Source organism: Pedobacter antarcticus, assembly GCF_900103515.1.
Taxonomy (GTDB): domain Bacteria; phylum Bacteroidota; class Bacteroidia; order Sphingobacteriales; family Sphingobacteriaceae; genus Pedobacter; species Pedobacter antarcticus.
This window is the reverse complement of sequence record NZ_FNGZ01000005.1, coordinates 165,811-192,195: the sequence shown is the minus strand read 5'-3', so window position 1 is coordinate 192,195 and position 26,385 is coordinate 165,811. Positions and strand designations below refer to the sequence as shown.

The 26,385-nt window shown below is 41.2% G+C and carries 22 protein-coding genes; 7 read left to right on the top strand and 15 right to left on the bottom strand.

Features of this window, described 5'->3' with window-relative positions; translation table 11 throughout:
• Nucleotides 1–16: 16 nt before the first annotated feature.
• From lolA1 to pyrF, 4 genes are all read right to left on the bottom strand, one after another.
• Nucleotides 17–667: an outer membrane lipoprotein periplasmic chaperone LolA1 gene (gene lolA1 / locus BLR53_RS12390; RefSeq protein ID WP_074590070.1), complete on the bottom strand. Its 651-nt coding sequence runs from the start codon at nt 665–667 to the stop codon at nt 17–19.
• A gap of 15 nt (nt 668–682) precedes the next feature.
• Nucleotides 683–3,358, bottom strand: a complete 2,676-nt coding sequence (locus BLR53_RS12385; protein ID WP_074590068.1) for an FtsK/SpoIIIE family DNA translocase — start codon at nt 3,356–3,358, stop codon at nt 683–685.
• Nucleotides 3,359–3,429: 71 nt separating this feature from the next.
• Nucleotides 3,430–3,651, bottom strand: coding sequence for a PspC domain-containing protein (locus tag BLR53_RS12380; RefSeq protein ID WP_037439370.1), 222 nt, complete (start codon nt 3,649–3,651; stop codon nt 3,430–3,432).
• Nucleotides 3,652–3,769: 118 nt separating this feature from the next.
• Nucleotides 3,770–4,600: an orotidine-5'-phosphate decarboxylase gene (gene pyrF, locus BLR53_RS12375; protein WP_074590066.1), complete on the bottom strand. Its 831-nt coding sequence runs from the start codon at nt 4,598–4,600 to the stop codon at nt 3,770–3,772.
• Nucleotides 4,601–4,869: 269 nt separating this feature from the next.
• On the opposite strand from pyrF, the gene rho reads away from it, so the two are divergent.
• The gene (rho, locus tag BLR53_RS12370; RefSeq protein WP_074590064.1) at nt 4,870–6,588 is read left to right on the top strand and encodes a transcription termination factor Rho; all 1,719 of its coding nucleotides are present in this window, start codon (nt 4,870–4,872) and stop codon (nt 6,586–6,588) included.
• 6 nt (nt 6,589–6,594) lie between these two features.
• Nucleotides 6,595–7,287, top strand: coding sequence for a CDP-diacylglycerol--serine O-phosphatidyltransferase (pssA, locus tag BLR53_RS12365; RefSeq protein WP_037439376.1), 693 nt, complete (start codon nt 6,595–6,597; stop codon nt 7,285–7,287).
• Between the two features lie 69 nt (nt 7,288–7,356).
• Here the strand turns inward: pssA and BLR53_RS12360 are convergent, their stop codons facing one another.
• The gene (locus BLR53_RS12360; protein WP_037439379.1) at nt 7,357–7,734 is read right to left on the bottom strand and encodes an Hpt domain-containing protein; all 378 of its coding nucleotides are present in this window, start codon (nt 7,732–7,734) and stop codon (nt 7,357–7,359) included.
• Between the two features lie 21 nt (nt 7,735–7,755).
• Complete coding sequence (folK, locus tag BLR53_RS12355) at nt 7,756–8,253, bottom strand: 2-amino-4-hydroxy-6-hydroxymethyldihydropteridine diphosphokinase (protein WP_074590062.1); 498 nt, start codon at nt 8,251–8,253, stop codon at nt 7,756–7,758.
• A 51-nt stretch (nt 8,254–8,304) separates the two neighbouring features.
• Here folK and sppA point away from each other — a divergent pair, with 51 nt between their 5' ends.
• Nucleotides 8,305–10,074 (top strand): signal peptide peptidase SppA, encoded by a 1,770-nt coding sequence (gene sppA, locus BLR53_RS12350; protein ID WP_074590060.1) that lies wholly within the window; start codon nt 8,305–8,307, stop codon nt 10,072–10,074.
• Between the two features lie 28 nt (nt 10,075–10,102).
• Here sppA and BLR53_RS12345 read toward each other — a convergent pair whose 3' ends face one another.
• A complete protein-coding gene (locus tag BLR53_RS12345; RefSeq protein WP_143007869.1) occupies nt 10,103–10,744 on the bottom strand; it encodes a hypothetical protein in 642 nt (213 codons plus the stop codon).
• 75 nt (nt 10,745–10,819) lie between these two features.
• Between BLR53_RS12345 and BLR53_RS12340 the strand changes: the two genes are divergently transcribed.
• Genes BLR53_RS12340 through BLR53_RS12325 form a run of 4 tightly spaced genes read left to right on the top strand, consistent with a single transcriptional unit; the run spans nt 10,820 to nt 14,658 of the window.
• Nucleotides 10,820–12,496 carry a DNA polymerase/3'-5' exonuclease PolX gene (locus tag BLR53_RS12340; RefSeq protein ID WP_074590055.1) on the top strand — a complete coding sequence of 559 codons (1,677 nt, stop codon included), beginning with the start codon at nt 10,820–10,822 and terminating at the stop codon, nt 12,494–12,496.
• Nucleotides 12,497–12,516: 20 nt separating this feature from the next.
• The gene (locus BLR53_RS12335; protein WP_074590053.1) at nt 12,517–13,119 is read left to right on the top strand and encodes a DUF4254 domain-containing protein; all 603 of its coding nucleotides are present in this window, start codon (nt 12,517–12,519) and stop codon (nt 13,117–13,119) included.
• Entirely contained in the window at nt 13,119–14,162 is a 1,044-nt protein-coding gene (locus BLR53_RS12330) for a glycosyltransferase family 9 protein (RefSeq protein WP_074590051.1), read from the top strand. Before BLR53_RS12335 ends, BLR53_RS12330 begins: the two co-directional genes overlap by 1 nt.
• Nucleotides 14,155–14,658 carry a SixA phosphatase family protein gene (locus BLR53_RS12325; protein WP_037439391.1) on the top strand — a complete coding sequence of 168 codons (504 nt, stop codon included), beginning with the start codon at nt 14,155–14,157 and terminating at the stop codon, nt 14,656–14,658. Before BLR53_RS12330 ends, BLR53_RS12325 begins: the two co-directional genes overlap by 8 nt.
• Here the strand turns inward: BLR53_RS12325 and BLR53_RS12320 are convergent.
• From BLR53_RS12320 to BLR53_RS12285, 8 genes are all read right to left on the bottom strand, one after another.
• The gene (locus BLR53_RS12320) at nt 14,655–15,515 is read right to left on the bottom strand and encodes an AMP nucleosidase (RefSeq protein ID WP_051759745.1); all 861 of its coding nucleotides are present in this window, start codon (nt 15,513–15,515) and stop codon (nt 14,655–14,657) included. The two genes, BLR53_RS12325 and BLR53_RS12320, sit on opposite strands and share 4 nt — an antisense overlap.
• 102 nt (nt 15,516–15,617) lie before the next feature.
• Nucleotides 15,618–16,862 (bottom strand): ATP-dependent Clp protease ATP-binding subunit ClpX, encoded by a 1,245-nt coding sequence (clpX, locus tag BLR53_RS12315; RefSeq protein ID WP_074590049.1) that lies wholly within the window; start codon nt 16,860–16,862, stop codon nt 15,618–15,620.
• A gap of 3 nt (nt 16,863–16,865) precedes the next feature.
• Nucleotides 16,866–17,555 carry an ATP-dependent Clp endopeptidase proteolytic subunit ClpP gene (gene clpP / locus BLR53_RS12310; RefSeq protein ID WP_074590047.1) on the bottom strand — a complete coding sequence of 230 codons (690 nt, stop codon included), beginning with the start codon at nt 17,553–17,555 and terminating at the stop codon, nt 16,866–16,868.
• A gap of 191 nt (nt 17,556–17,746) precedes the next feature.
• On the bottom strand, nt 17,747–19,093 hold the full coding sequence (tig, locus tag BLR53_RS12305; RefSeq protein ID WP_037439395.1) for a trigger factor: 1,347 nt from the start codon (nt 19,091–19,093) through the stop codon (nt 17,747–17,749).
• A gap of 257 nt (nt 19,094–19,350) precedes the next feature.
• Nucleotides 19,351–22,482: an efflux RND transporter permease subunit gene (locus BLR53_RS12300; RefSeq protein ID WP_074590045.1), complete on the bottom strand. Its 3,132-nt coding sequence runs from the start codon at nt 22,480–22,482 to the stop codon at nt 19,351–19,353.
• 33 nt (nt 22,483–22,515) lie between these two features.
• Complete coding sequence (locus BLR53_RS12295) at nt 22,516–23,616, bottom strand: efflux RND transporter periplasmic adaptor subunit (protein ID WP_037439399.1); 1,101 nt, start codon at nt 23,614–23,616, stop codon at nt 22,516–22,518.
• An 11-nt stretch (nt 23,617–23,627) separates the two neighbouring features.
• Nucleotides 23,628–24,926 carry a TolC family protein gene (locus BLR53_RS12290; protein WP_074590043.1) on the bottom strand — a complete coding sequence of 433 codons (1,299 nt, stop codon included), beginning with the start codon at nt 24,924–24,926 and terminating at the stop codon, nt 23,628–23,630.
• 99 nt (nt 24,927–25,025) lie between these two features.
• Nucleotides 25,026–26,381 carry a sensor histidine kinase gene (locus tag BLR53_RS12285; RefSeq protein WP_074590041.1) on the bottom strand — a complete coding sequence of 452 codons (1,356 nt, stop codon included), beginning with the start codon at nt 26,379–26,381 and terminating at the stop codon, nt 25,026–25,028.
• Nucleotides 26,382–26,385 lie beyond the last annotated feature (4 nt).

Genomic DNA, 26,385 nt, shown 5'->3' with positions numbered 1-26,385 from the left:
CAAAATTTAAATTATATTATCTCAAATCCACTACTTCTACACCAGGATATTTTTTAGCATCAAAACTATAGGTGCTCTCCGGAACTTTTACGTTCGGTGCGAAAGATTTGACTGTATATGTGTATTTATTCCCATTTTTATCAAAGATCAGCACACTGGCAATCTGCTTTGCCACTTTATCAATCCCCAGTGTAATCTTAGCATAAGATTTCTTGGAATCGGTAGGTGTTAAATCAACAAACTGCTGTACTTTGCCGCCCACTTTACGTTCGCCGGTATAAGCATATTTAAATCCCTTTTCATACAAGGTAAAGATTTTGGCGGGGTTAATATCTCCGTCTTCATTGTTTACATTTGCAACCTGTACCTCCTTATCTTTCTTCAGGTAGGTCCAAAGCGTTTTACCATCACTAATCATATCCTGATCGGTCATGACTACCCGGTACCTGTTAGCCTTCGCCTGAACGGTGAGAGTCCCCTGCTGGGTTTCTTTAGCCTTGTTTTGCGGGCTTTCCAGTGTGAAGATAAAATCTGCCTTTACAGCATCGTAAGACTTATATTTTTTGCTGACTCCAGCAAGTATTGTTGTAGCCTGTGCCTGTTGCTGGGCAAAGCCGGTATATCCAGTTCCTGTAAGTAGAAGGAACGCCAAAAAAAGTTGTTTCATCGGTGTGTGTGTTATTTATGGTTTCTTCAGATTGTCCAAGAACTGTTCCAAAGCATATTCATCAGGCAATAAAACCTCTCTGGCTTTACTCCCCTCAAAAGGCCCGACCACACCCGTAGCTTCCAGCTGATCAATAATTCTACCTGCCCGGTTATATCCAAGTTTAAGCTTACGCTGAATCAGTGAAGTTGAACCCTGCTGGTGCATAACAATCAGTCTTGCTGCTTCTTCGAACATAGAATCCCGGTCATCCAGATTAAAATCTGCCTTGGCCGATTCCGCAGCCTCATCCAGATATTCAGGCAACTGATATGCCTCAGGATAACCACGCTGATTACCAATGAATTCAGAAATACGATCAACTTCAGGTGTATCTACAAAAGCACACTGTAAACGAATCAGGTCATTTCCTGTAGATAAAAGCATATCTCCCCGCCCGATCAGCTGATCGGCACCACCACTATCCAGAATAGTTCTCGAGTCAATTTTTGATAATACCCTGAACGCAAGCCTTGCCGGGAAGTTCGCTTTAATCGTACCCGTAATAATATTTACCGATGGACGCTGCGTAGCCAGTACCAGGTGAATACCTACCGCACGCGCCAGCTGTGCAAGACGCGCAATCGGGGTTTCAACCTCTTTACCAGCGGTCATCATCAAATCTGCAAACTCATCCACAATCAGTACAATATATGGAAGAAAACGATGCGAATTCTCAGGATTAAGCTTCCTTTTGATAAACTTATCATTGTATTCTTTCAAATTTCTGACCTGTGCGTCCTTTAACAAATCATAACGCTGATCCATTTCGATACATAGTGAATTCAGTGTATGAATTACCTTTTTTGTATCCGTAATAATTGCGTCTGCTTCACCAGGAAGCTTAGCCAGGAAATGCCGTTCAATTTTATTGAATAAAGTCAGCTCAACCTTTTTAGGATCGACCAATACGAACTTCAATTGAGATGGATGCTTTTTATAGAGCAGCGATACCAGAAGAGCATTAATACCAACAGATTTACCTTGCCCTGTCGCACCTGCAACAAGTAAATGGGGCATTTTCGCCAGATCAGCAATATAAACTTCGTTGGAAATCGTCTTACCCAAAGCAATAGGAAGCTCCATATCCGTTTTCTGGAACTTTTCAGTAGCCAGTATACTCCGCATAGAAACCATCTCCGGATGCATATTAGGTACCTCAATACCAATAGTTCCTTTACCGGGCATTGGCGCAATAATACGGATTCCCAGAGCAGCAAGACTTAAAGCGATGTCGTCTTCCAGATTCTTGATTTTGGAAATCCGGATACCTGGGGCAGGTATAATTTCATAAAGCGTAACCGTCGGACCGATGGTTGCTTTAATCTTATCAATTTCGATATTATAGTGATTCAGCGTTTCTACAATCTTATTCTTGTTGGCTTCGAGCTCATCAGCATTTACTGAAATTTTATTCGAACCATAATCTTCCAATAGATCCAGATGTGGATATTGATAGCTGGACAGATCCAATTTAGGATCATAATTTCCAAACTGCTCAACAAGCTGTTCAGATTTCTTTTCTTCCTCAGATTTTGCTACAGTCAGAACTGGCTCCGCCTTAACTGATATTGGTTCAGATTGAGGAACGATCACTTCTTCCAATGCAATAGAGGCAACCCGAACCGGGGCTGGCGGCGCAACTGCAGGACTGAGAATAATAGCTTCATTCATCACATTAACTGCAGGCCTTGAAGGCGTTACAACCTCCTCTTCTATCGGCTCCTGCACTTCAAATCTGCTGGACGGAACAATAGCACCCTGACTTTGCTTACGCTGACCTCCCAAACGTTCATTGAGTGTAAACTCAACCTCTCCCGATTTTTTATCGTTTTCCTGTACTGGTCTCGCGGCAGATTTTTCCGTTAGAGCGCTACTTTCTGCGGTTTTTGGTGTAAAGGCATTTCCGTTACTATATTCTGGCTCCAGGTCTGTATCCTCTTCGACAAGCACCTTTTTACGTTCAGGAAGTTTAAAATCAATATTGTAAGCGATTACTAAAATCGTCAGTGCTAAAAATGCAAGTAATACTCCTACACCAGTTACACCGATCTGGGCGACCAGTACTTTATTGGACCAGTAGCCAATTTCACCTTCGAGATAATGCGGCGCATCCAGAAAAAAGGAATGAAAAAACCCAAAGGTCAGACTCAGAAAAAGTAAAAAGAACAAACTGTAGCCCAGCGTTTTTTCCATAGAAAATATCTTCACTTTAAACAGCAGACGATAGCCGATTACAAAGAAGACAAATACGAAAAGAAAAGAGGCGACACCAAACCACTCATAAATAAACTGGTGGGAAAGTAAAGCACCGAATTTGCCCAGCCAGTTCTGGACCATTATTGGAATATTATTTTGCTGCAGTTCTTCAACCGTTTTGAAAAGGTTGCTCCAGCCACCGTTGGCGTCTATAACATAGCTGTAATCCTCCTGCCATGTAAACACGTAGGAAGTAAATGCAACCAGAAAATATATAGAAAGAATCAAAAAGAAAAGCCCGGCTATTTTCAGTATTCTTTCATCCTGAAAATTCAGTGAGGGCATCCGCTCAAATGTCGACCGGGTATCCCTGGAACTGGCCCTGGCACCCTGTTTGTCCCTGCTATCGTTTTTGAATGAATTAGATTTAAATTGGTTTCCCCTTACCGACATGTTGCGTTTACTGAATTTAATAAGCAGCAAATATAAAATATTTATATCTGACCACCCTATGATATTATAGTCTACCGATCCCAGATCCGCATTCTGATCCGTTTAACATAATGGCGTACATCTAGTACAACAACAGCCATCATATAAAAGATAATAGGAAAGCCTACAGCCAGAAAAGAAGAATAAATGAAGAAAAGCCTGATCTTGCTGATGGACATATTCAGCTTATCTGCCAGATAAGTGCAGACACCAAAACTTTGTTTTTCAAAATAAGTAACGATACTCTGGAACATAATGCTGATTAAAATGTAAATCCGTATCTATTTCCCAACCGGGAGACTAAATTTAACGAATAATTACGGAATGCAAAAATCATTCCCCATTAAAAAACGAAATACAAGCTTACATATTTTACAGCAGTCCGGCTTCTGTTAGAATTGATTCCATTTCCTGCTGTAACTTTAGAGCTTCGGCCCGTGCTTTCTCTGCAAAATCCTTTCCTTTACCAGCGTAGATTATTCCTCGAGAAGAGTTCACAAGGAGTCCACAATGGTCATTCAAGCCAAATTCACACACATCTTTAAGACTTCCACCTTGCGCACCGACTCCAGGAACCAAAAGAAAATGATCAGGAGCAAGCCTTCTGATATTGGCAAATTCCGAGCCCCTGGTTGCACCAACAACATACATCAGCTGTTCGCTATCAGCCCAACCAGATGAAATACGGATTACTTCTTCATACAATTTACCATTTTCAGATTCGGTCAGCTGAAAATCACTGTGTCCAGCATTAGAGGTCAGGGCAAGCAGAATTACCCATTTATCTGCATAATTCAGAAAAGGACTGACAGAATCTTTGCCCATATAAGGTGCAACTGTTACCGCATCGAAACCTAATCCGCTTTGCTCCTCCTTAAAAAATGCATCAGCGTACATAGCAGAAGTATTGCCGATATCTCCTCTTTTCGCATCTGCGATCGTAAAAATATTTTTAGGAATATAAGCCCAGGTTTGCTCAAGACTTTTCCAGCCTTTTAAACCTCTTGATTCATAAAAAGCAGTATTTGGTTTATAGGCAACACAAAGATCCTGTGTTGCATCAATAAGTTGTTTGTTAAATTCAAATACCGGATCTTCCAGATCCAGCAAGTGTTCAGGGAGGTTTTCCAGTACCGGATCCAGACCTACACACAAAAATGATTTTTTAACTCTGATTTGTTCAAATAACTGCTTCTTATTCATTTGGGCTTAGATTATGCGCAAATATGCCATTTTTTTTCAAAGGATACCAACCCCCGAATGTTCATTAGCAGGTAAATTATTACCATTAATTTTAAAAAATACTTGGAGATTAGGTTTCAAATACATACAATTGCAACATAATTCTCAAGTTCTATCTGATCATTCCAGAAAATCTCATTAAAATTTGTTGTCAATCCAAATCGTTATTGCATTTTTTTGCTGTGATCTACAGATAAATACGTTTATAAAATTTTCTCCACACCCACATAATGTTTAGTAAAACAGAATTAAATGAAAAACTCACTGCAGAACTGCGGGAGTTAGCAAAATCACAGGGTATTCTAAATGCTGATGAACTGCGCAAACCAGAATTGATAGAAGTTATTCATCAATTGAGCGAACAGACCAATCAGTCCGGGCAACCAGCTGAAATTGCTGCTGAAGCCGGAGTAACTGCACCCGCAGAAGAAAAACAGCCGAAGGAAAAACCAGCAAAAAATAAAATAGTTAAAGCTGCTCCGGCAGAAAAAACTGTCAGAAAAAGAACAAGGATACCAAAAGAAGAGGCTGAAGCGCCACAACCGTCTAACGGTACTTTTAACAGGGCTGCGTTATTTGATGCACCTGCGGTAGAAGAACAAGTTGTAAATGTCCAGGAAACTATACCTGCACCAGTGCAGCCGGTAGCAGAAGAGACGAACACTCCAGTACAACAGGCTCCTGTACAAAGAAAACAAGAGACGCAGCCTTCAACTCAAAATAACGGTAATCAGGCGGACAATAAAAAAGTTAAAACTCCAAGAGAAGATAACAACCGTCAGAAAAACAACAATAATCAAAAACAAAACGAGAACAGCTACTCGAATCTGGATTTCGATAATACAATTACGAATGAAGGTGTATTGGAAATTATGCCGGACGGTTATGGTTTCCTAAGATCAGCAGATTACAATTACCTGTCCTCGCCCGATGATATTTACGTTTCCCAGTCACAGATTAAATTATTCGGCCTGAAGACCGGTGACACTGTAAAAGGAAGCATCAGACCACCAAAAGAAGGAGAGAAGTATTTTCCGCTGGTTCGTGTGGAAACCATTAATGGAAGACTTCCGGCCGATGTCAGAGATCGCGTTCCATTCGACTACCTGACCCCTTTATTCCCGACAGAAAGATTAAATCTGTTTACAGAAACCAATAATTATTCAACCCGTATTATTGACCTTTTTACCCCAATTGGTAAAGGACAGCGTGGTTTGATCGTAGCACAACCTAAAACAGGTAAAACTAATTTACTGAAAGAAGTTGCGAATGCGATTGCTAAAAATCACCCCGAAGTATATCTGATTATCCTGTTGATCGACGAGCGTCCGGAAGAGGTGACAGATATGGCGAGAAGTGTAAGAGCAGAAGTAATTGCCTCCACATTTGATGAGCCTGCAGAACGTCATGTAAAGATTGCCAATATTGTATTAGAGAAAGCGAAAAGACTGGTAGAATGCGGTCACGATGTAGTGATCCTGCTGGATTCTATTACACGTCTTGCGCGTGCTTACAACACAACAGCACCAGCTTCCGGTAAAATACTTTCCGGTGGTGTAGACGCAAATGCTTTACATAAACCTAAACGTTTCTTCGGTGCGGCCCGTAATATTGAAAAAGGTGGTTCATTAACTATTTTGGCTACTGCCCTTACTGATACAGGCTCTAAAATGGACGAAGTTATCTTTGAAGAATTTAAAGGTACCGGTAATATGGAACTGCAACTGGATCGTAAACTGTCCAACAAACGTATCTTCCCTGCTATCGATATCACTGCATCAAGCACAAGAAGAGACGATCTGTTACATGACAGAGACACCTTACAACGCGTATGGATCTTACGTAATCACCTTGCAGATATGAATGCACAGGAAGCCATGGAGTTTGTACAGGCTCAGATCAGAAACACTAAAACTAATGAAGAGTTCTTAATCTCCATGAACAGCTAGAAACTGATGATAAAAAAACATATTCCAAATGCGTTGACCTGTGCCAATCTCCTCTCCGGATGTATTGGTGTGGTTTACGCATTTCAGGGAGATCTCAAAGCCTGCGCATGGGCGGTTTTAATATCCGGTATTTTTGATTTTTTCGATGGAATGGCCGCGCGTGCACTCCATGTTAAATCTGATATCGGTAAAGAACTCGACTCACTGGCAGATATGGTCAGCTTTGGCTTTCTTCCGGGTGTGGTGCTCTTCCAGTTACTGGGTATTGCAGCTCCGGATGTTAAATATCTGCCTTACCTGGGTTTTATGGTCACTATATTTTCGGCATTGAGATTAGCTAAGTTTAATATCGATACCCGCCAGACGGAAGATTTCATCGGGCTAAATACACCAATGAATACACTTTTCATCGTGTCACTACCTTTCATTGCTGATCAGTTTCCAAACTTGGTTTACTCCGTACCTTTGTTAATCATCTTAACTATTGTAATGAGTTTACTACTGGTGAGCGAGATCCGTATTTTCTCGCTTAAGTTCAGTTCACTGGCATGGGGACCAAATAAAATAAAATTTATCTTTCTGCTCATTTCAGCAGTATTGCTTGCATTTTTACAATTCGCAGCTATTCCACTGATCCTGGTTTTATACATCGGCTTATCGCCTTTACATTTCAAACAGATCAGTGTAATCACCAAATAACTAAAGAAATATATTTAAAAAGCCGCTGCATATGATATGCAGCGGCTTTTTTTATGTAATAATATCCGTTTACCCACGTGCTTCAAGATCAGCCCTGGCTTCGTCCAGCTGACGATATAAAACCTGAATAAAAGCAAGCAACTCTTTCATCGCTTCAGGGATCTGACCTGTATTACTCCCGTTCCTTAGATTATTCTCCATTTCCTGCAGATGTTCACGCGCATCTTCCCTACCCACATAAGAAAAAGTAGGTTTAATTTTATGGGCAAATCCCGCTGCCTTTTCCCAATCTGAAGCATTCACTGCCTGCTCAAGATCTGCGACATATAATGGCGTCTGCAGTTTAAACATATCGATCATCTCAATCATAAATTCGGCGCTGTCACCCGACATATCTTTCAGGTACGACAAATCTAAGGGAACTGTATTTTTCTGTTGATCTATCATTATAAGACAATTATAATAAAATTAAATAATTTTAGATACATCTGAATTATCCTGTAACAAGGATAATAGAGTTGAAATGTCCTTTCCGGCGACCGGATGGATCAGATCCCCTGCAATTTCAGCCAGCGGCTCCATCACGAATTTCCTCTCCAGCATGAGCGGATGCGGGACCTGCAGCCTGGCCCCGTCACTGATCACATCATTACCGTAAAGAATAATGTCTATATCAATTATCCTTGCACCCCATTTTTCTGCTCTCACCCGCCCCAGAATTTCTTCAATACCCAGCACAGTATCCAAAACTTCATGCGCAGTAAGACCTGTCTTCACGGCTATTGCCCGGTTTAAAAAATCCGGCTGTTCCTGAAGTCCCCAGGCGGCAGTTTCATACCAGGCCGAACTGGCAATTACCGGCCCTAATTTTGCTGTAATCAATTCGGTCGCCTGTTCCAGTTTAGCTTGTCTGTCCCCCAGATTGCTACCCAGTAACAAATAAACTATTTTGTGCTCTAACTGCATACGTAAGCCTGATCATTTAATATATTTACAAATTAAATATTAAACATTCACATGAGAGAATTTTTCAAATATGTTTTTGCTACAGTTGTCGGAATTATCATTTCAACATTCCTGATTTTCCTGTTTTTTATCGTTATTGTTTTCTCAGTGATCTCCTCACTTGACACGACGTCCAGTACAACAGTTGCTGCAAACAGTGTCTTGTATTTAAATCTGGACCAGACCATCAAAGAAAGAACACCAAACAAAACATTTGATAACTTACCCGTTATAGGTTCCGGTTCGGGTAAAAGTATAGGATTTAATGACCTGATCATGGCTCTTAAAAAAGCGAAGACAGATGATAACATCAAATGTATTTTTCTCAATGTCAGCTCTCCCAATGCAGGAAAAGCAACATTGAAAGAAGTGAGGGATGCGATCATTGATTTCAGGAAAAGTAAAAAACAAGTTATAGCCTATAGTGAAGTTTATACACAAGATGCCTATTACCTAGCTTCTGCAGCAGACAAAGTCTATTTGAACCCACAGGGAGTCTTAGAATTTAAAGGCTTTAGCTCTCAGTTGACCTTTTTTAAAGGTGCAATGGAGAAGATTGGTGTCGAAGCGCAGATCATCCGCGTAGGAAATTACAAAAGTGCAGTTGAGCCATTTATAAATGATAAAATGAGTGATTATAACCGTACCCAGGTTAGCGCCTATCTGGGAGGCTTATATGATACATTTCTGAATGGAATCGCAGAAACCCGTAAAATACCAGCAGATAGTCTTTACGTTATCGCAGATACTTACAGGATCAAACAACCGCAGGATGCCTTAAATGCCAAAATGATAGACGGCTTAAAATATAAAGACGAAGTTCTTGCTGAATTAAAGAAATTGAGTGGTCTGAGCCCGCGTCAGAAGATCGTCAGCCTAACTATCAATGAATATGCGGCAAACCTGGAGCCGGAGAACAGTAGCAGTAGAGACAGAGTTGCTGTGATCTATGCAAATGGAGATATCACCAGCGGAGAAGGCAACGATGATTCGATTGGATCAGAACGGATCTCCCGTGCCATTCGTAAAGCCAGAGAAGATGATAAAGTAAAAGCTATCGTACTGCGTGTCAACTCCGGCGGAGGTAGCGCACTGGCGTCAGACGTAATTTGGAGAGAAATTGTACTTAGTAAAAAAGTTAAACCAGTCATTGCTTCTTTCGGTGACGTGGCAGCCTCAGGTGGATATTATATTGCCTGTGCAGCCGATTCAATTTTTGTGCAGCCTAATACTATAACCGGCTCAATAGGCGTATTTGGTATCATTCCTAACTTTCAAAACCTGTTAAACAATAAGCTTGGTATTACATTCGACGGGGTTAAAACGGGCCAGTATGCAGATATCATGAGCGTGAACAGACCGTTAACTGCAGGAGAAAGATTAATTATCCAGAACGACGTAAATCATGTATACGCTACTTTTACGAGCCGTGTGGCAGAAGGCCGGAAGAAATCCCAGTCGTACATTGATTCCATCGGTGGCGGCCATGTATGGGTAGGTACAGACGCTGTAAAAATAGGACTGGCAGACCGTTTAGGAAATTTCCAGGATGCCATTACTGCTGCAGCTAAAAAAGCAAAGCTTAAAGAATATAAGCTGGTAGAATATCCACAGAAAACAGACCCTATTAAATCGTTTCTGGAAGACGGTACGGAGAACATTCGTATCTATTATGCCAAGAAAGAATTCGGTGATAATTTCCTGTTATTTCAGCAATTGAAAAAGGCGGTAGTCAACTCTGGAATACAAGCCAGAATGCCCTTCGAAATTAAAGTAAATTAAAATTAGAGTGAACATCACCCTGAATAGATCAGGGTGATGTTTTCCAACCAGGACGGGCTGGTAAATAAATCTGATTCACACTTTTACCAGCAGGGTATATCGTGATCGCCGTACATATTCCGTTAACTATATCAAAAGCGATTCCATCTCCCGGATGATCGTAGATCAGCAGTTCACCGTTACCTTTTTCCTTCTTAAACCGCTGAACAAGCTTCAGATCCGGATAAATTTCCACCAACTGATCCAGTTTCATACCCGTGTGCACACCGCCCTCAGTTTGATTGAACATGGAAGTAACTGAAACCTGCTTTACTTCCCTTACAGACATGGTACTGTCCCTATAGGAAGAAAACACTGTGACGGTATCAATATTACCAGTAGCCTTTGGATTATACCAGACCCCCATTGCACTGCCCATAGCGGCATCGCCATCGGCCGGTTTCCCCAATATTTCAAATATCTTTTGCATATCCTGCCCCAGATGAACCTTGCCGGCCTGTTTTCCGGGTATCAGTAACAGCGTATCAGCAACGTTATCCGGCGCTTTAATTGCGATATTTTGCAAATCAAGTGTATCTTTTTTTAGTCCCTGGTCTTTTTGCTTGTCGCCAGGGCCGCATGCGGAAAGAACTACCAGTGCTGTTCCGATCATGAATAGTAATTTCTTCATACCCTTGTTAAGCCAATAAAATGCCATAAATCAAATAAGCCGGATAAACGTATCTTTTTATTTAATTTAGCGGCAATGGAAAACAAGACCATCGCCCGTAGTTTAAGGCTCCTTTCCCAGTTGATGGAGCTGCATAACGAAAATAGTTTTAAGATTAAAACAATCGCCAATGCTGCCTTTAAGGTAGATAAATTACCTTATGCCATTAGCAGTAAAACGCAGGACGAAATTGCTCAGATTGATGGTCTGGGTAAAAGCACCGCCGCTAAAATCTGGGAATTATTACAAACAGGGATAATAACTGAAATGCAGGATATCCTGGCTGCCACACCAGAAGGCATTGTGGAAATGCTCAGTATCAAAGGTATCGGCCCTAAAAAGATCATGATTATCTGGAAGGATCTGGGGATAGAAAATATAGGTGAACTTTATTATGCCTGTAATGAAAACCGGTTAATCGAAGCCAAAGGGTTTGGACTGAAAACCCAGGATGAAATCCGGAAGGTTATTGAGTTCAAAATGGCTGCTGCCGGTAAATTCCTGTTTGCGCAGGCCGAGAACCTGGTTCATACACTGCAAGCTGAAATGATTATCTGGTTTCAGACCATCAGCAATACTGCAAAACTCGAAGTTGCCGGAGAATTCAGAAGATATTGCGAAATTATTGAAGAAATTGACTTCGTTGCCGGTATCGATAATCCCGAGGATCTGGAAAATCAGATTGGTACTTTTAGCGCACTGGAATTTGAATTAAAACCAGAAGGCTATTTTGAAGCGCAGAGCCCATTCGGACTAAAAATAAGACTACATTATACAACACCTGACCAGTACGCAATTACATTGTTCCGTCTGACAGGTAATGAAACACATGTGACAACTGTTTTGGAAAAAGCAGGTGAACGCCCCTTCCCTACTGAGCAAGCAATTTATGCTGCTGCGGGAATGGATTATATAGAACCCGAATTACGTGAAGGAGGAAAAGAGATCGCGCTTGCAGCGCAACATCAGCTGCCCGTTCTAATTACACATAACGATCTTAAAGGTAGCTTGCATAATCACTCCACCTGGAGCGACGGGGTACACACGCTTGAACAGATGGCTGTATTCTGCAAAGATCAGCTGGGTCTGGAATATTTCGGTATCTGCGATCACTCAAAGTCTGCCTTTTATGCAAACGGCTTAAATGAGCAGCGCGTATATGCACAGCATCAGGAAATTGAAGCATTAAATGTAAAACTTGCCCCTTTTAAAATTTTCAAAGGCATAGAAAGCGATATTCTGAATGATGGCTCACTGGACTATGCCGATGACATACTGAAACAGTTTGATTTTGTAGTTGCCTCTGTTCACAGTAACCTTAGAATGGATGAAGAAAAAGCTACTGCCCGTCTAATCAAAGCCATAGAGAATCCATATACAACCATTCTAGGGCATCCAACCGGCAGACTGTTGTTAAGTCGTAAAGGATATCCAATTAACTATACCCGTGTCATAGACGCCTGTGCCGCCAATGGGGTGGTTATTGAAATTAATGCAAATCCACTCCGTTTAGATCTGGACTGGCGCTGGCATAATTATGCGCTGGAAAAAGGTGTATTACTTTCGATCAATCCTGATGCACACCGAATGGAAGGATTCAGTGACATGCATTACGGCGTTTATGTTGGAAGAAAAGGCGGATTGGAAGCCAAATCGTGCCTGAATAGCTTCACACTGGCAGAAATTTCAGCGTATTTTAAGAGCCGTAAATAATATACCTTACCTTTGAAGCTATGATGAGCACACTTTGCAACCGCATATTTGAAGAGGTAATCAGAGATTACCATATCCATGATCATATCGACCAGCCCATTGCCAATCCTTATGCTAAAGAAAGTATAGAACATTTACTGTACCTGAAATGCTGGATCGACACTGTGCAATGGCATATGGAAGATGTCATCCGTAATCCTTCCATCGATCCTGTAGAAGGATTAAGCTGGAAGAGAAGAATTGATGCGTCTAATCAGGAAAGAACAGATGTAGTTGAATTTATTGACAGCTATTTCCTGAACAAATTCGCAGAGGTGCAGGCAGTTGAAAATGCAAAAATAAATTCGGAAAGCCCGGCATGGGTTATTGACAGGTTATCGATTCTGGCATTGAAAGTTTATCATATGCAGGAAGAAACCAAACGCAGTACTGCCGATCCCTTACATATTGCCAGCTGTGAAGCAAAATTAAATATCCTGCTGGATCAGCGTACTGATCTTTCGGGTAGCCTGGATGATTTGCTGGAAGATATTGGTGCTGGAAGGAAATACATGAAAGTCTATAAACAGATGAAAATGTATAATGACCCTGCATTAAATCCTGTACTCTACCAGAAATCATAATGAAACCAGTAAGATCAGGGATCCTGGTATTCCGTTTTTCTGCCATGGGCGATGTGGCGATGACAGCTCCCGTGCTTGCAGCATTTCGTGAGCAGTACCCGGATATCCCTTTAGGGGTGGTTAGCAGAAATGCGTTTACCCCCTTTTTTGCAGACATACCACGACTCAGTTTCCATTCATTAGAACCAAAAGGCAGACATAAAGGACTGACAGGCTTATTTAAATTATTCCTGGAACTTAATGCAACCCGCCCAAAAGCCATCGCCGACCTGCACAATAATCTGCGGAGCCGGATTCTTGGTTTGTTTTTCTTTTTTTGCGGCGTACCGGTAATCCGTGTTGAAAAAGCACGTGAAGAAAAAAAACAACTTACACGTAAAAACAATAAGGTATTACGTCCGCTGCTGGCGATGACAGAAAGGTATGCCAGTGTCTTTCATAAACTAGGTTTTCCAGTCAAACTAAGTCATCAGCTTCCGCCAAAAAATCCGCAGGTCATCCCAGATTCATTAGCGGAAATCTGTGGCGATAAAATGAATACCAAGTGGATTGGTGTAAGTCCCTTTGCACAACATCCGCAGAAAGTTTATCCGGCCGAAAAGATGCAGCAGGTAATTCTGCAGCTGGCCGAAAGAGGATACCAGATTTTTATTTTTGGCGGTGGTCCTGCAGAACAAATCATAGGCGCAGAATGGGCAGCCGGACATCCGCGAATTAAATCAATAATTGGAAAAGCTAATCTGGAGCAGGAACTCGCGTTGATTTCCAACCTGGATCTGATGATTAGTATGGATTCATCAGGTATGCACCTGGCCTCATTGAAAGGTATTCCAGTGGTGTCCATCTGGGGAGCTACACACCCTTTCACAGGTTTTCTGGGTTACGGCCAGTCTTTGCAGGATGTAATACAGCTTGATCTGTATTGCCGGCCCTGCTCGGTTTACGGAAATAAACCTTGTTACAGAGGCGATTTTGCCTGTATGAACAATTTACCCGAATCCGTTGTTATTCAAACCGTAATCAATAAACTGAACAATGAGTAAACAATTAATACTTGTACGTCACGGCAAATCTGACTGGGCAGTAAATGGTATGGCAGACTTTGATCGCCCTTTAAATCACAGAGGCCATAAAAATGCTCCTGAAATGGCTGAAAGACTTCTTAAGCGGAGACTTCTACCCCAACAGCTCATTAGCAGCCCTGCAAAAAGGGCGCTGAGTACAGCACAGCATTTTGCAGAAAGCTGGGGTCAGAAGAAATCTGAAATTCAAAAACAGGAAAGTATTTATGAAGCCAATCCAGCTGCACTGCTGCGGATTATTAATCAGATGAACAATGATTATCACCGGATTGCCCTGTTCGGACACAATCCGGGATTAACAGATCTGGTTAACTACCTCTCAGATGCTCATATTTATAATATTCCCACTGCAGGCGTTGTTGTCATTGACTTTCAACTGGATGACTGGGCAATGGTTAGCCAGCATACAGGAGATTTGTTCCTATTTGATTTCCCAAAAAGTGGGGATAAGATCTAAAAGTGAAGATGCTTTACAGTTAAACCATTATTAATCAATTGTTTCAGCGAGTCAATTCCAATGCGTAAATGCGTTTCCACATAATTGTTGGTTACATTGCTATCGCTTTCTGCAGTTTTAACACCTTCAGGTATCATCGGCTGATCAGATACCAGCAATAAAGCACCTGTAGGAATTTTATTCGCAAATCCGGTGGTAAAAATAGTTGCTGTTTCCATATCTACAGCCATTGCTCTCAACGTTTTCAGGTATTTTTTAAATTCTTTATCATGTTCCCAAACCCTTCTGTTGGTCGTATAACAGGTACCTGTCCAATAATCACGGGAATGGTCACGAATTGTGGTAGAAATAGCTTTCTGTAAGGCGAAGGCAGGTAATGCCGGAACTTCTGCAGGTAAATAATCATTGGAAGTCCCCTCTCCCCTTATCGCTGCGATCGGAAGGATGAGATCACCTAACTGATTTTTCTTCTTTAAACCGCCGCATTTACCTAAAAACAAGACAGCTTTAGGACTTATTGCTGTCAACAGATCCATCATAGTTGCTGCCAGTGGACTTCCCATACCGAAGTTGATAATCGTAATACCATTAGCTGTCACACTTTGCATCGGTTTATCCAGTCCCATAATTGGCGCGTTGTCGTTCCATTCTGAGAACATCTGGACATATCTGCTGAAGTTGGTTAACAGAATATATTGTCCGAATTCTTCCAGCGGTCTGCCGGTATATCTCGGCAACCAGTTTCTAACAATATCCTCTTTAGATTTCAAACCCGATTTAACCGGCGTTTCTACCTCTTTTACTTTTTTTGCTTTTTTGAGAGCATCTCCTTTTTTCACATCTTTCTCTTCGTTCATAACGCTTCTGATTATATATAAATATTCTATTTCACTACTTTTAAATACATAGCGGAAAAACAAGATAAAAAAAAATCCCCGTTAAAAAACGGGGATTTCTGATTAGGCAGCTTTCAATTTCTTAAAGTCTGCTTTCTCGAATTTCTCTTTCGCATATTCCAGCGAAATCACCAGTTTTTTAATGCTTGGGTCAGATGGGATGTCATACATGGCATCCAGCATGATCGCTTCACAAATGGACCTGAGTCCCCTTGCACCAAGTTTATATTCCATGGCCTTATCTACAATAAAGTCAAGCACCTCATCTTCAAACACGAGCTCCACGCCTTCGAAGTCAAATAGTTTGACGTACTGACGGAACAACGAGTTCTTAGGTTCAGTTAATATATTTCTGAGTGCAGCTTTATCCAGTGGGTTCAGGTGCGTCAAAACAGGTACGCGTCCAATCAGTTCAGGAATCAGACCGAAAGATTTTAAATCCTGCGGAGTGATATACTTGTACAGATTGTCCAGGTCCAGTTCTTCATCATCATCTTTTTTCACTTTATAACCAACAGCCTGCGTACGCAGTCTGTTTGCAATTTTACGCTCAATTCCATCAAAAGCGCCACCGCAGATGAACAGGATATTGTTCGTGTTTACCGGGATCATTTTCTGATCAGGGTGCTTACGACCACCCTGAGGCGGAACGTTTACAACTGTACCTTCCAGAATTTTAAGCAATGCCTGCTGAACACCTTCACCGGAAACATCCCGGGTAATCGAAGGATTATCACTTTTGCGGGCTACCTTATCCACCTCATCGATATAGACAATACCTCTTTCTGCAGAAGCTACGTCATAATCAGCAGCCTGCAGCAGACGTGTAAGAATACTCTCCACATCTTCGCCAACATAACCCGCTTCTGTCAGTACCGTAGCATCACAGATACAAAAAGGCACATGCAATATCTTAGCAATAGTTTTTGCAAGCAGGGTCTTTCCAGTACCTGTTTCGCCAACCAGCATGATGTTGGATTTTTCAATCTCTACTTCATCTTCCTGATTAATTTTCTGCCCCAGTCGTTTATAGTGGTTATACACTGCAACCGAAAGAACTTTCTTTGCATCGTCCTGACCAATTACATATTGGTCAATATGAGCCTTAATTTCCGCGGGTTTAAGCAGGGTTGCAGACGCATCCAGTGATTTAGCTGCCTTGTTACCCAATTCCTGTTGAACCAGCAGCTGTGCCTGGCCGACGCATTTATCACAGATATAAGCATCCAGACCCTCGATAAGCATTAATGTATCCTGCTTACCGGAACCGCAAAACGAGCAACGGGAATCTTTATTTTGTTTAGCCATTATTTATTTTTTATTCGCACCTAATACCTCATCTATCATTCCGAAACTCTTAGCCTCATCGGCTTTCATCCAGTAATCACGGTCAGATGCTTTCTCTACCCATTCATAGCTCTGGCCGGAATGTACGGAGATGATATCGTATAATTCTTTTTTCAATTTCAGCATTTCTCTCAGATTGATCTCCATATCTGAAGCAACACCCTGCGCGCCGCCTGAAGGTTGGTGAATCATCACCCTGCTGTGTGTTAGTGCTGCACGTTTACCTTTTGCACCGGCAACAAGTAAAACAGCACCCATAGACGCGGCCATGCCTGTACAGATTGTAGCTACATCAGGTGTGATATACTGCATTGTATCATAAATACCCAGACCTGCATAAACAGAACCGCCTGGTGAGTTGATATAAATCTGAATATCTCTGTTATTATCTGTAGACTGCAGGAAAAGCAATTGTGCCTGGATGATATTGGCATTCCCGTCATGTATGGCATCGCCCAGGAAAATAATCCTGTCCATCATCAGTCTGGAAAAGACATCCATTTGTGCCACATTCAGTTGACGCTCCTCAATAATATAAGGTGTCATATTCTCTACTGTTGCACTCGTACGGCCGATATAGCGGTCAACGTTTAATCCGTTAATACGGTGATGCTTAACTGCGTATTTTCTAAATTCGTCTTTATCTATATTCATGAGTATATGTATATTAAATTTTAAATCTCTTGTTTATGTTGCTTAATGTAAGCAAACTAATTTGACAAATTATTTGGTAATTGTAAAATTAAGACCAGCCACACGGACAAAAACAACGCCGGATACAAATAAAGCGGCCTTAAACAAGCCGCCTTATAATCAATTAAAGAAATCACTGTCTGCAGAACAGACTAGTTCATCTCTGCGAATTTTGTATAAGCTATTTCTTCCGGTTTTAAAGTAGCTACCGATTGAATGTAGTCAAAAACTTTGAGCGCTTTAACTTCTTCAAAAATACGGTTACCATTGTCTTTTTCCTGCAGGAAGGTAGTTGTGTATTGTGCTAACTGATCTTCTGGCATTGGAGCCGGACTGTACATTCTGAACTGCGCTTCCAAACGTTGCTTTGCCGTCTTGAACACATCTTCATATTTAATCTCAATGCTGTTGTCTTTAATGATTTTGTTTTCAATTAAAGTCCATTTCAGGTTTTTTGCAAAATCTGCATAACCTTCTTCCAATTCAGCATCAGATAGTTTTTCATTGGTTGCTTTTAACCATTTACGTAAGAATGTATCCGGAAGATCCATTGTTACTTTTTCAGTTAATTGCGTGTACATATCATTCTGAAGTTTACGATCAGCATCCTGTTTAAACATGCTTTCAATTTCTTCAGTGATTTTAGCTGTAAAACCAGCTTCGTCAGTAACAACACCTTCACCAAATATTTTGTCAAAGAACTCCTGGTTCAAATCTGCTTCTTCCAGTCTGTTTACGTTTTTAACAGTTACCTGGAATTTGCCTGTCAAAGCAGTTGCCTGCTCTTCCTCGATGCCTAACAATTTAGCGATTACAGCAGCATCTGAACCAAATGCTTTCTGAATATCAATTGTTAATACGTCATCTTTCTTTACGCCTGTTAAAGATTTAAGAATTGCTTTATCTTTAACTGAATCCAGACGGATCGAACCAGTATGCTTTACACCTTCTTCAAAAACTGAACCATCGGCATTTAACTGTGCTAATTCGGCATAAAGTACGTCATCACCTGCCGAAACTTCAGGATTTGTCATTTTGCCATAGCTGCGACGGATATTTTTAATGCGGGATGCCAGTGTTTCTTCGTCAGCTTTAACTATATACTGGGTGAATTTATCTTTAGCTGAAATCTCAAATTTAACTTCAGGAGCAAGTCCTAATTCATAATCAAATTCAAATTCGTCTGTACCGTCCCATTTGAAGTCTTTAGTATCGTCCATTACTGGTAATGGCTGACCCAGAACTTCAACTTTATTGTCGGTCAGGTATTTATTCAGGTTTTCGCTAAGCAGACCATTGATTGTTTCAATCAGAATGCTTTTACCATACATTTTCTTGATATGTGCTGGTGGCACCATTCCTTTACGGAAACCAGGAAGATTAGATTTTTTAGCTTGTTCTTTTATAGTTTTGTCGACCTTTTCAGTGTAATCTTCAGGCGAAATTTTAATTTTTACAACTGCGTTTAAGTCGTCAATTTTTTCCTGTGTAATATTCATCTTTCTGAATCAATGTTTTAAAATGTCTTTATAAAAAAACCCCTCCATATTCCGGAAGATCTTTTTATCCGGTGGAAAGGTTCATCCTTTGCCTCCCGTTCCTCAATAGAGGTGCCAAAAGTATTAATTTTCTTGAAATAGACCTAGTTAAATATCAAATTAGGGCTCATCAGGCGGCCGGACTGACAATATTTCAGTCTGCCGCCTTTTTACAGCCATTTTAATCATTTTAGCCGGGCAAAATTTCAGTCTTAAACTCAGGCACCTGCAGCAGCAATTTTTGATACCTTTTTACGGTATACCCAATAGAATACGATTGGAAATATAAACAGATTAAATACCGTATCGGTAATTAATCCACCGATAACCACTGTAGCTAAAGGTTTCGAAGTTTCGGAGCCAATTCCCGTAGACATCGCTGCAGGTAATAAACCTATCGCGGCCATCATAGCAGTCATGATCACCGGCCTGACCCGGCTTTCTACGCCAATCCTCAGGGCATCAACCAGTGTCCATTCCGGATGCGTCGTTCGCATCTCGCTGATATTAGATTTGAATTTAGTAATCAATATCACACCATTCTGCACACAGATACCGAACAGGGCAATAAAGCCGATACCAGAAGAGATACTAAAATTAATTCCGGTAAGCAGCAGGGCAAAAATACCGCCTATAATAGCAAATGGCACGTTATTCAAGACTAACAAAGAGTCTTTAAGTGTTCCGAACAGCACAAAGAGAATAAAAAAGATAATCAGAATACTAACCGGCACAACTTCCGTCAACCGCTTAATTGCCCTTTCCTGATTTTCGAAATCTCCTGCCCATTGGATAGAATAGCCTTTCGGTAATTTCAAGCTCGCATTTACTTTTTGTTGTGCCTCTTTAATCGTACTGCCCATATCGCGTCCGCGAACAGAGAATTTGATTGCGCCGTATCTTTTATGCTGATCGCGGTAGATCAGACTCGGACCGATAATTTTACGAATACCGGCAATCTCCCTGATCGGAACTTTATTTCCTGAAAGCGTCGGTACGCGCAGATCGCCGATTGCATCGGCATTATTCCTGAAATTTTCGGGGTACCTGATTCTCAGTTCAAATTTCCGTTCGCCTTCATAAATTTCTGTAGCAGCCTTACCACCAATTGCCGTTTCAATAATTGCATTGGCATCTGCGGCAGTTACGCCATAAAAAGCCATTTTCTCTTGATCCAGGTTAATCTGCAGTTCAGGTTGACCGAGGTTCCGTAAGATCCCCAGATCTTCAATTCCCTCAATATCTTTCATCACGGCAAAGATTTTCTCTTCCTGCTGCTCGATGAATTTAAAGTCATCCCCGAAAAGTTTAAGGACAATTGAACCTTTGACACCGGATACCGCTTCTTCGACATTGTCCGAAATAGGCTGTGAAAAATTCAGATCTATACCCGGAAAATAACTCAGCTTTTCCTGCATTCTGCTAATCAGTTCTGCTTTACTTTGCTTACGCTTCCATTCTTTCTGAGGCAGCAGATCTACATGAAACTCAATATTATAAAAACCCGTGGCATCCGTACCATCATCCGGCCGGCCGGTCTGGGAAATTACCTGTTTCACTTCTTCGAAATTAAGGAAGACCTTACGCATGTCGTTGGCCAGTTTAACCGACCCTTCCAATGACGTACTCAAAGGCCCCGTAGCCCGTACATAAATAGACCCCTCGTTCAATTGCGGAAGAAATTCAGTCCCCAGAAATTTAAAGCTGAACAGACCGCCGATTAAAATAATAATGGTGATCGTAAACGCAATTCTGCGCTGTTTAAAGCAGATATTAAAGATTCTTACACAGTTTCTGGTTAACCAGATAACAAAGAAATTATGCTTTTCCCGGACATTCTTTTTCAGTAAAACGCTGGCTAGAACAGGCACCAGGGTGAAAGTCAGAATCAATGCACCCAACAAAGCAAAACCTAAAGTCCAGGCTAAAGGCGAGAACATCTTTCCTTCTACCTTTTCGAAGCTAAAGATTGGAAGCAAACCCGCAATAATAATCAGTTTGGCAAAAAAGATTCCCTTCCCATTTACCAGACATGCCTGTTTGATCATACCTAGCTTGCTCATCTTGTTAAAGCGGTCCATTCCAACCTTTTTGGCCTTCTGATCAAGCACGACAAAAATTCCTTCCATCATAACTACTGCCCCATCGATGATAATACCGAAATCAATCGCCCCCATCGAAAGTAGATTGGCGGACATTCCTTTCATCTTCAGACAAATAAATGCAAATAGCAAAGCCAGCGGAATAACCACAGTAACGATAACTGTAGTACGCCAGTCTGCCATGAAAAGGAAAACTATCACCGTTACAAATACGATCCCTTCCGCCATATTGTTCATGACCGTATGGGTTGCGAAATCTATGAGTGTTTCCCGGTCGTAGAACGCGTCTATTTTAACATCATCGGGCAGTATCGTACTATTCAGTTCGTGAATCTTTATTTTAAGATTTTCTATCACCTCACTGGTGTTCTCACCTTTACGCATGACCACAATACCTTCCACCACATCGGGATCCAGATCACGGCCCACCTGACCCAGTGCAGGCAGATGTGATTCGGTAACTTCTGCGATATCTTTAACGAAAATGGGAGTTCCTTTAATGTTATCTACGATAATGTTTTTGATCTCCGGAATATCATTCAGCAAACCAATTCCGCGCACAACGTATGCCTGGCCACCTTGTTCAATGACATCGCCGCCAACATTGATATTACTTTTAGAAACTGCCTCATAAACCTCCAGCGGCGTAACACCATACTGCACAGCTTTTTGCGGATCTATCGTAATCTGGTAAGCCTTAGTCTGACCACCGAAACTATTCACATCTGCTACACCTGGCACCGATCTGATCTCCCTTTCCACTACCCACTCTTCGAGGGTTTTTAATTCCCGGACAGATTTGGTATTACTGGTAAGCGTATACCGGAATATTTCTCCTGTAGGTCCGTAAGGCGGCTGAATCTCCGGCTTCACACCGTCAGGGAGCTCAGCATCCCCGACGTGGTTATTTATCTGCATTCTTGCGAAAGCATTATCGACCTCGTCATCAAAGGAAACTTTAACAACAGAGAGTCCGAATAAGGAAGAAGAACGGATAGAGGTTTTCTTTTCCGTAGGATTCATTGCGATTTCCAGCGGACGGGTAACGAACTTCTCTACTTCTTCTGCACTTCTGCCAGGCCATTGCGTAATCATGGTTACCGAAGTATTCGTTACATCGGGGAAAGCATCTATACTTATTTTTCTGAAACTGATATACCCGGCCAGCAACAGTAAGAATGTCATGAAGAATATAAAAAACTTGTTCCTCAATGAAAAATCAAGGACATTTTTAATGACTTTATTCATTTGAATAAATTAATGGGAGTAAATACGATTGAATTATTTTTTCAGGGATTCATACAGAAATAGCTGACGGGAACTGATCACAACATCTCCGGCTCTCAGGCCCTCACTGACGTAGGCGGTATCTTCTACCCTTTTTGCAATCTTAACCGGCTGAATATGAACTTTAGACACCCCATCTTTGACCAGAACGAATGAACCATCATGATCAAAAATAATAGAGGCAGCCGGTACCGAAGGCATAGTATCCCCTGACAGATCTGCTACAGAAACTTTGGCAAACATCTGCGGTTTGAGCAGATCTCCTGGATTGTCAATTTTAACCCTGGCACGCATCACCTTATTTTCCGGATCTATCAGGCTGTAGACTTTATCGATCTTCCCTTTAAAGACCTTATCCGGATAAGACAAAGTCGTAATTTTAACCTCACTCCCGTTTTTAACTTTAGAGATATCGGATTCATAAATATTAATGAGTATATAAACCGTTGAGAGGTCTGCCACTGTAAAAAGATGCTCGGCGTTATCCTCTCTGATCTGCATATGATCAGTCAGATTTTTTTCGATAATATACCCGCTGATCGGTGAAGTAATCTCATAACCCCGGCTGCCGGTTCTGTTAATTGCCATTACGGCACCGGCACGTTTGTACTCAGCTGCTGCTTTCTCCTGGTCGGACTGCGCCTGCTCCAGATCTTTCTCAGAAGCCAAACCACTTTGATACAAGTCTTTCGCAGACTGTAAGGCCCGTTTAGCACTTCTCAGATCTGCCTCCGCAGAGACCATATCTTTGGTATATCCCGCAACTTCAGTACTCCGGATCACTGCAAGCGTCTGTCCCTTTTTAACCAGATCTCCAAGCTGAACATTTACATCCTGAGAAATACCACTAACCAGGGGAAATATCCTGGCCATTTTGTTTTCATCTGGTGCAACCATACCGGTAAGCGATAACCTTGATACTGCATTACCTGCCAATACCGTATCGACCTTAAGTTCCTGCAGTAATTTTTCACTGACCTGAAACTGCGGGTCTTTTACAGCATCGGTCTTTTCTTTTTGGGTACAGGCCTGCAGACAAAATACAGCAACAGCTAAAGTAAACCCTGCAACCGGGAGTTTTAATTTATGATACATATCAGGAAATATTATTTGTTGAAAAATTGGGTACCTGTCACAAAATTTAATTGCTCCAGTGAGTTCATACGATTCATTTGCAGCTCATTATACTGCACGACATTCGTTTTATAAGAATCATAGAAATCTAGAAATTCAAGCAGACTGAGATTTCTTTTCTGATAATTTTTAGTAACCTCCTCAATGAGATGATTAAAATCGTTCTTAAAACCAGGATCAAAACTTTCTTCGAGTTTCTCCAGTCTGAAAGCAGCTTGAAATGACTGATCAATTTCACTTTCCATCTCGTCCTGCTGCCTTTCCAGATTATTTTTGCTGCTTTGAATGGCAATCTTGGCTTGTTTAATAGCTCCTTGATTTCTGTTAAAAAGCGGCAACGGAATATTGATCCCTAATCCTGTATAATCCCGAACTGTACTTCCGTATTTATCGTAAGTCAGTGAAACTGTAATATCCGGCACCGCCATTGCCTGCTGCAGCCGCAGATTAAGGTCGCTGTAAGCGACATTACCTTTGGCAAGCTTCAAATCGTAACGATTGTTATAAGCAGAATCCAGCAACAATTTATAAGGCACCTGAGCAAGTTTCTCTTTAACAGGCTGCAAGACTCCAACCATTGGCAAAATCCTTATTTTAGGATCCACCCTGATCAACAATTTGAACTCATACTGTGCTGCATCGATATCTTCCTGCAATTCGTTCTTTTCAGTTTGAAGCGCATAAAGCTGTGACTGAATCCGCAATAGCTCGTGCTGCGCGATATTACCGGCCGCGTATTGTTTTTTAAAAGCAGCAAGCGTGGTAGTTAAAGAACTGATTTCCTGATCGTATACGTCCAAAGAAGCTTGTTGAAAGTAAATTTTATTGAAATTGGTTCGGAGCGTATACTTCAGCGTTCTCAGCAGATCGAAAAACTCATACCCTGCCTGTCTGGCCCCTATTTTAGCCAGCTGAATATTTTTATTTCTTTTACCCGCCGTCTGGAAGAGCTGAGAGATCAGGCCGGTATACTGCCCGCCGTCATAACTCATGTCAAAAAATTTACGGGTATCAGGATTGTAAAGAATATTCTCAAAGCCTATTTCCGGATTGTTAAATAAACTTGCAGTGATAATTTCTGCCTTTTCATGATCAATCTGATACTGAGCAGCGAGCAGGGAAAGATTGTTTTTTAAAAACCGGCCTTCGGCCTCTTTAATGGTGATTCTTAAGGTATCTCCTGCAATATTTTGTGCAAATGCTTTGTTCTCCTTTCCCAGGCCTGCTGTAAAAATGAGCAGCAAAAGGACATGGACAATTTTTAGACTCATAGCTTTAATTATTTTAAAAGCAAAGCTATAGGTGGACTATTAAAACCCCCTTAATACACTATTGGTATCGCATTAGAAGATGATTAGAAAGTCTTAATGTCAGGCCGTAGGAAAAAACACGACGATTGTAGTACCCTGCGCTAAAACTGAATTTATGGAGATAGTTCCGTTATGTAACTTTACGATATTATCTGTCAGTGACAGTCCTATACCGTAGCCCTGAAAATTCATCGCATTGGAAGCACGGAAAAATGGTTGAAAGATTTTAATCAGATCGTCTTTCGCGATGCCTATCCCCTGATCCCGGATGGTAATTTGAATTCCCTTATCTATATAGCGCACTTCACAGTCTACAGTTTTCCCTTCTGAAAACTTAACTGCATTTTTCAGAATATTACTAATCGCAATGAACAGTAGCCGCCGGTTACCAGAAATGACACTTTTGGTAATATCTTCCGGCAGATGATAACCCATCCTGACCTGATCTCCATTTGATTTGCCGGCGAGCTCATCTGCAATTTCCCACATCAGCTCATCTACCTTCACGTTTTGAAAATCGCGGTTGTCAAGATTAGTTTGCATCAGCTCCATCAGACTGTTAATAATCAGATTGAGCCTTTCTACACTGGATACGATTTCTTTCAGTGCAGATTTATAAGTCTCCGGATCTCTTTCTTTCATTAAGGTGATTTCTGCCTCACCCAAAATAGAAGTAATGGGTGTCCGCAATTCATGGGAGGCATTAGCTACAAATGATTTCTGACTATCGAAAGACTGTTCCAGATGTTCCAGCATCTGATTTATAGTGAGTGAAAGCATATCTATTTCATCTGTTTTTGCCGTATTAATAGATAAACGCCGGTGAAGATTCGAAGAGCGGATCCGTTTAAGATTAGCCGTAATTTTAACAATCGGCCGCAAAGAAATATTTGCAAATATCCGCCCGATAAAAAAAGTAATAAAAAGTGAAGCGACATAAAAGGCAGACATAATGATCCGCAACTGATCCATATCCTCAAATCCACGTTCATCAATCGCTGAGACTACAACAACAAAGTTTCCGGAGTTATCCTCATAATATAATCCGGAGACCTGCCTGTCCCCGGATTTATAATGCAAATTCTTCTTTTTCAGAATCTCCTGAAGAAAGCTCCTTTTCCAATGAATGGAATCTTCGGGCATAAATTTAAACTGCAGCTGATCATTATAAATGCTGATAGACTCCTGAGAAAGTGATTGCGGAAACTTTTCAGAAACTTTCCTGAACAGCTTAATTGGCAGATTATCTTCTGCAAAATAGAATTGACCAGCTATCATTGCCCGCTCATCCAGTTTATTAAAAAAGGACTTAGACCGGTTATGCTCTACGATCACGTAAATACCACTCAGTACAATGAAGAGTAAAAAAGCGAACATAAAGGTAAACTGCAGGGACAATGCATTTTTAAACTTCATGCCT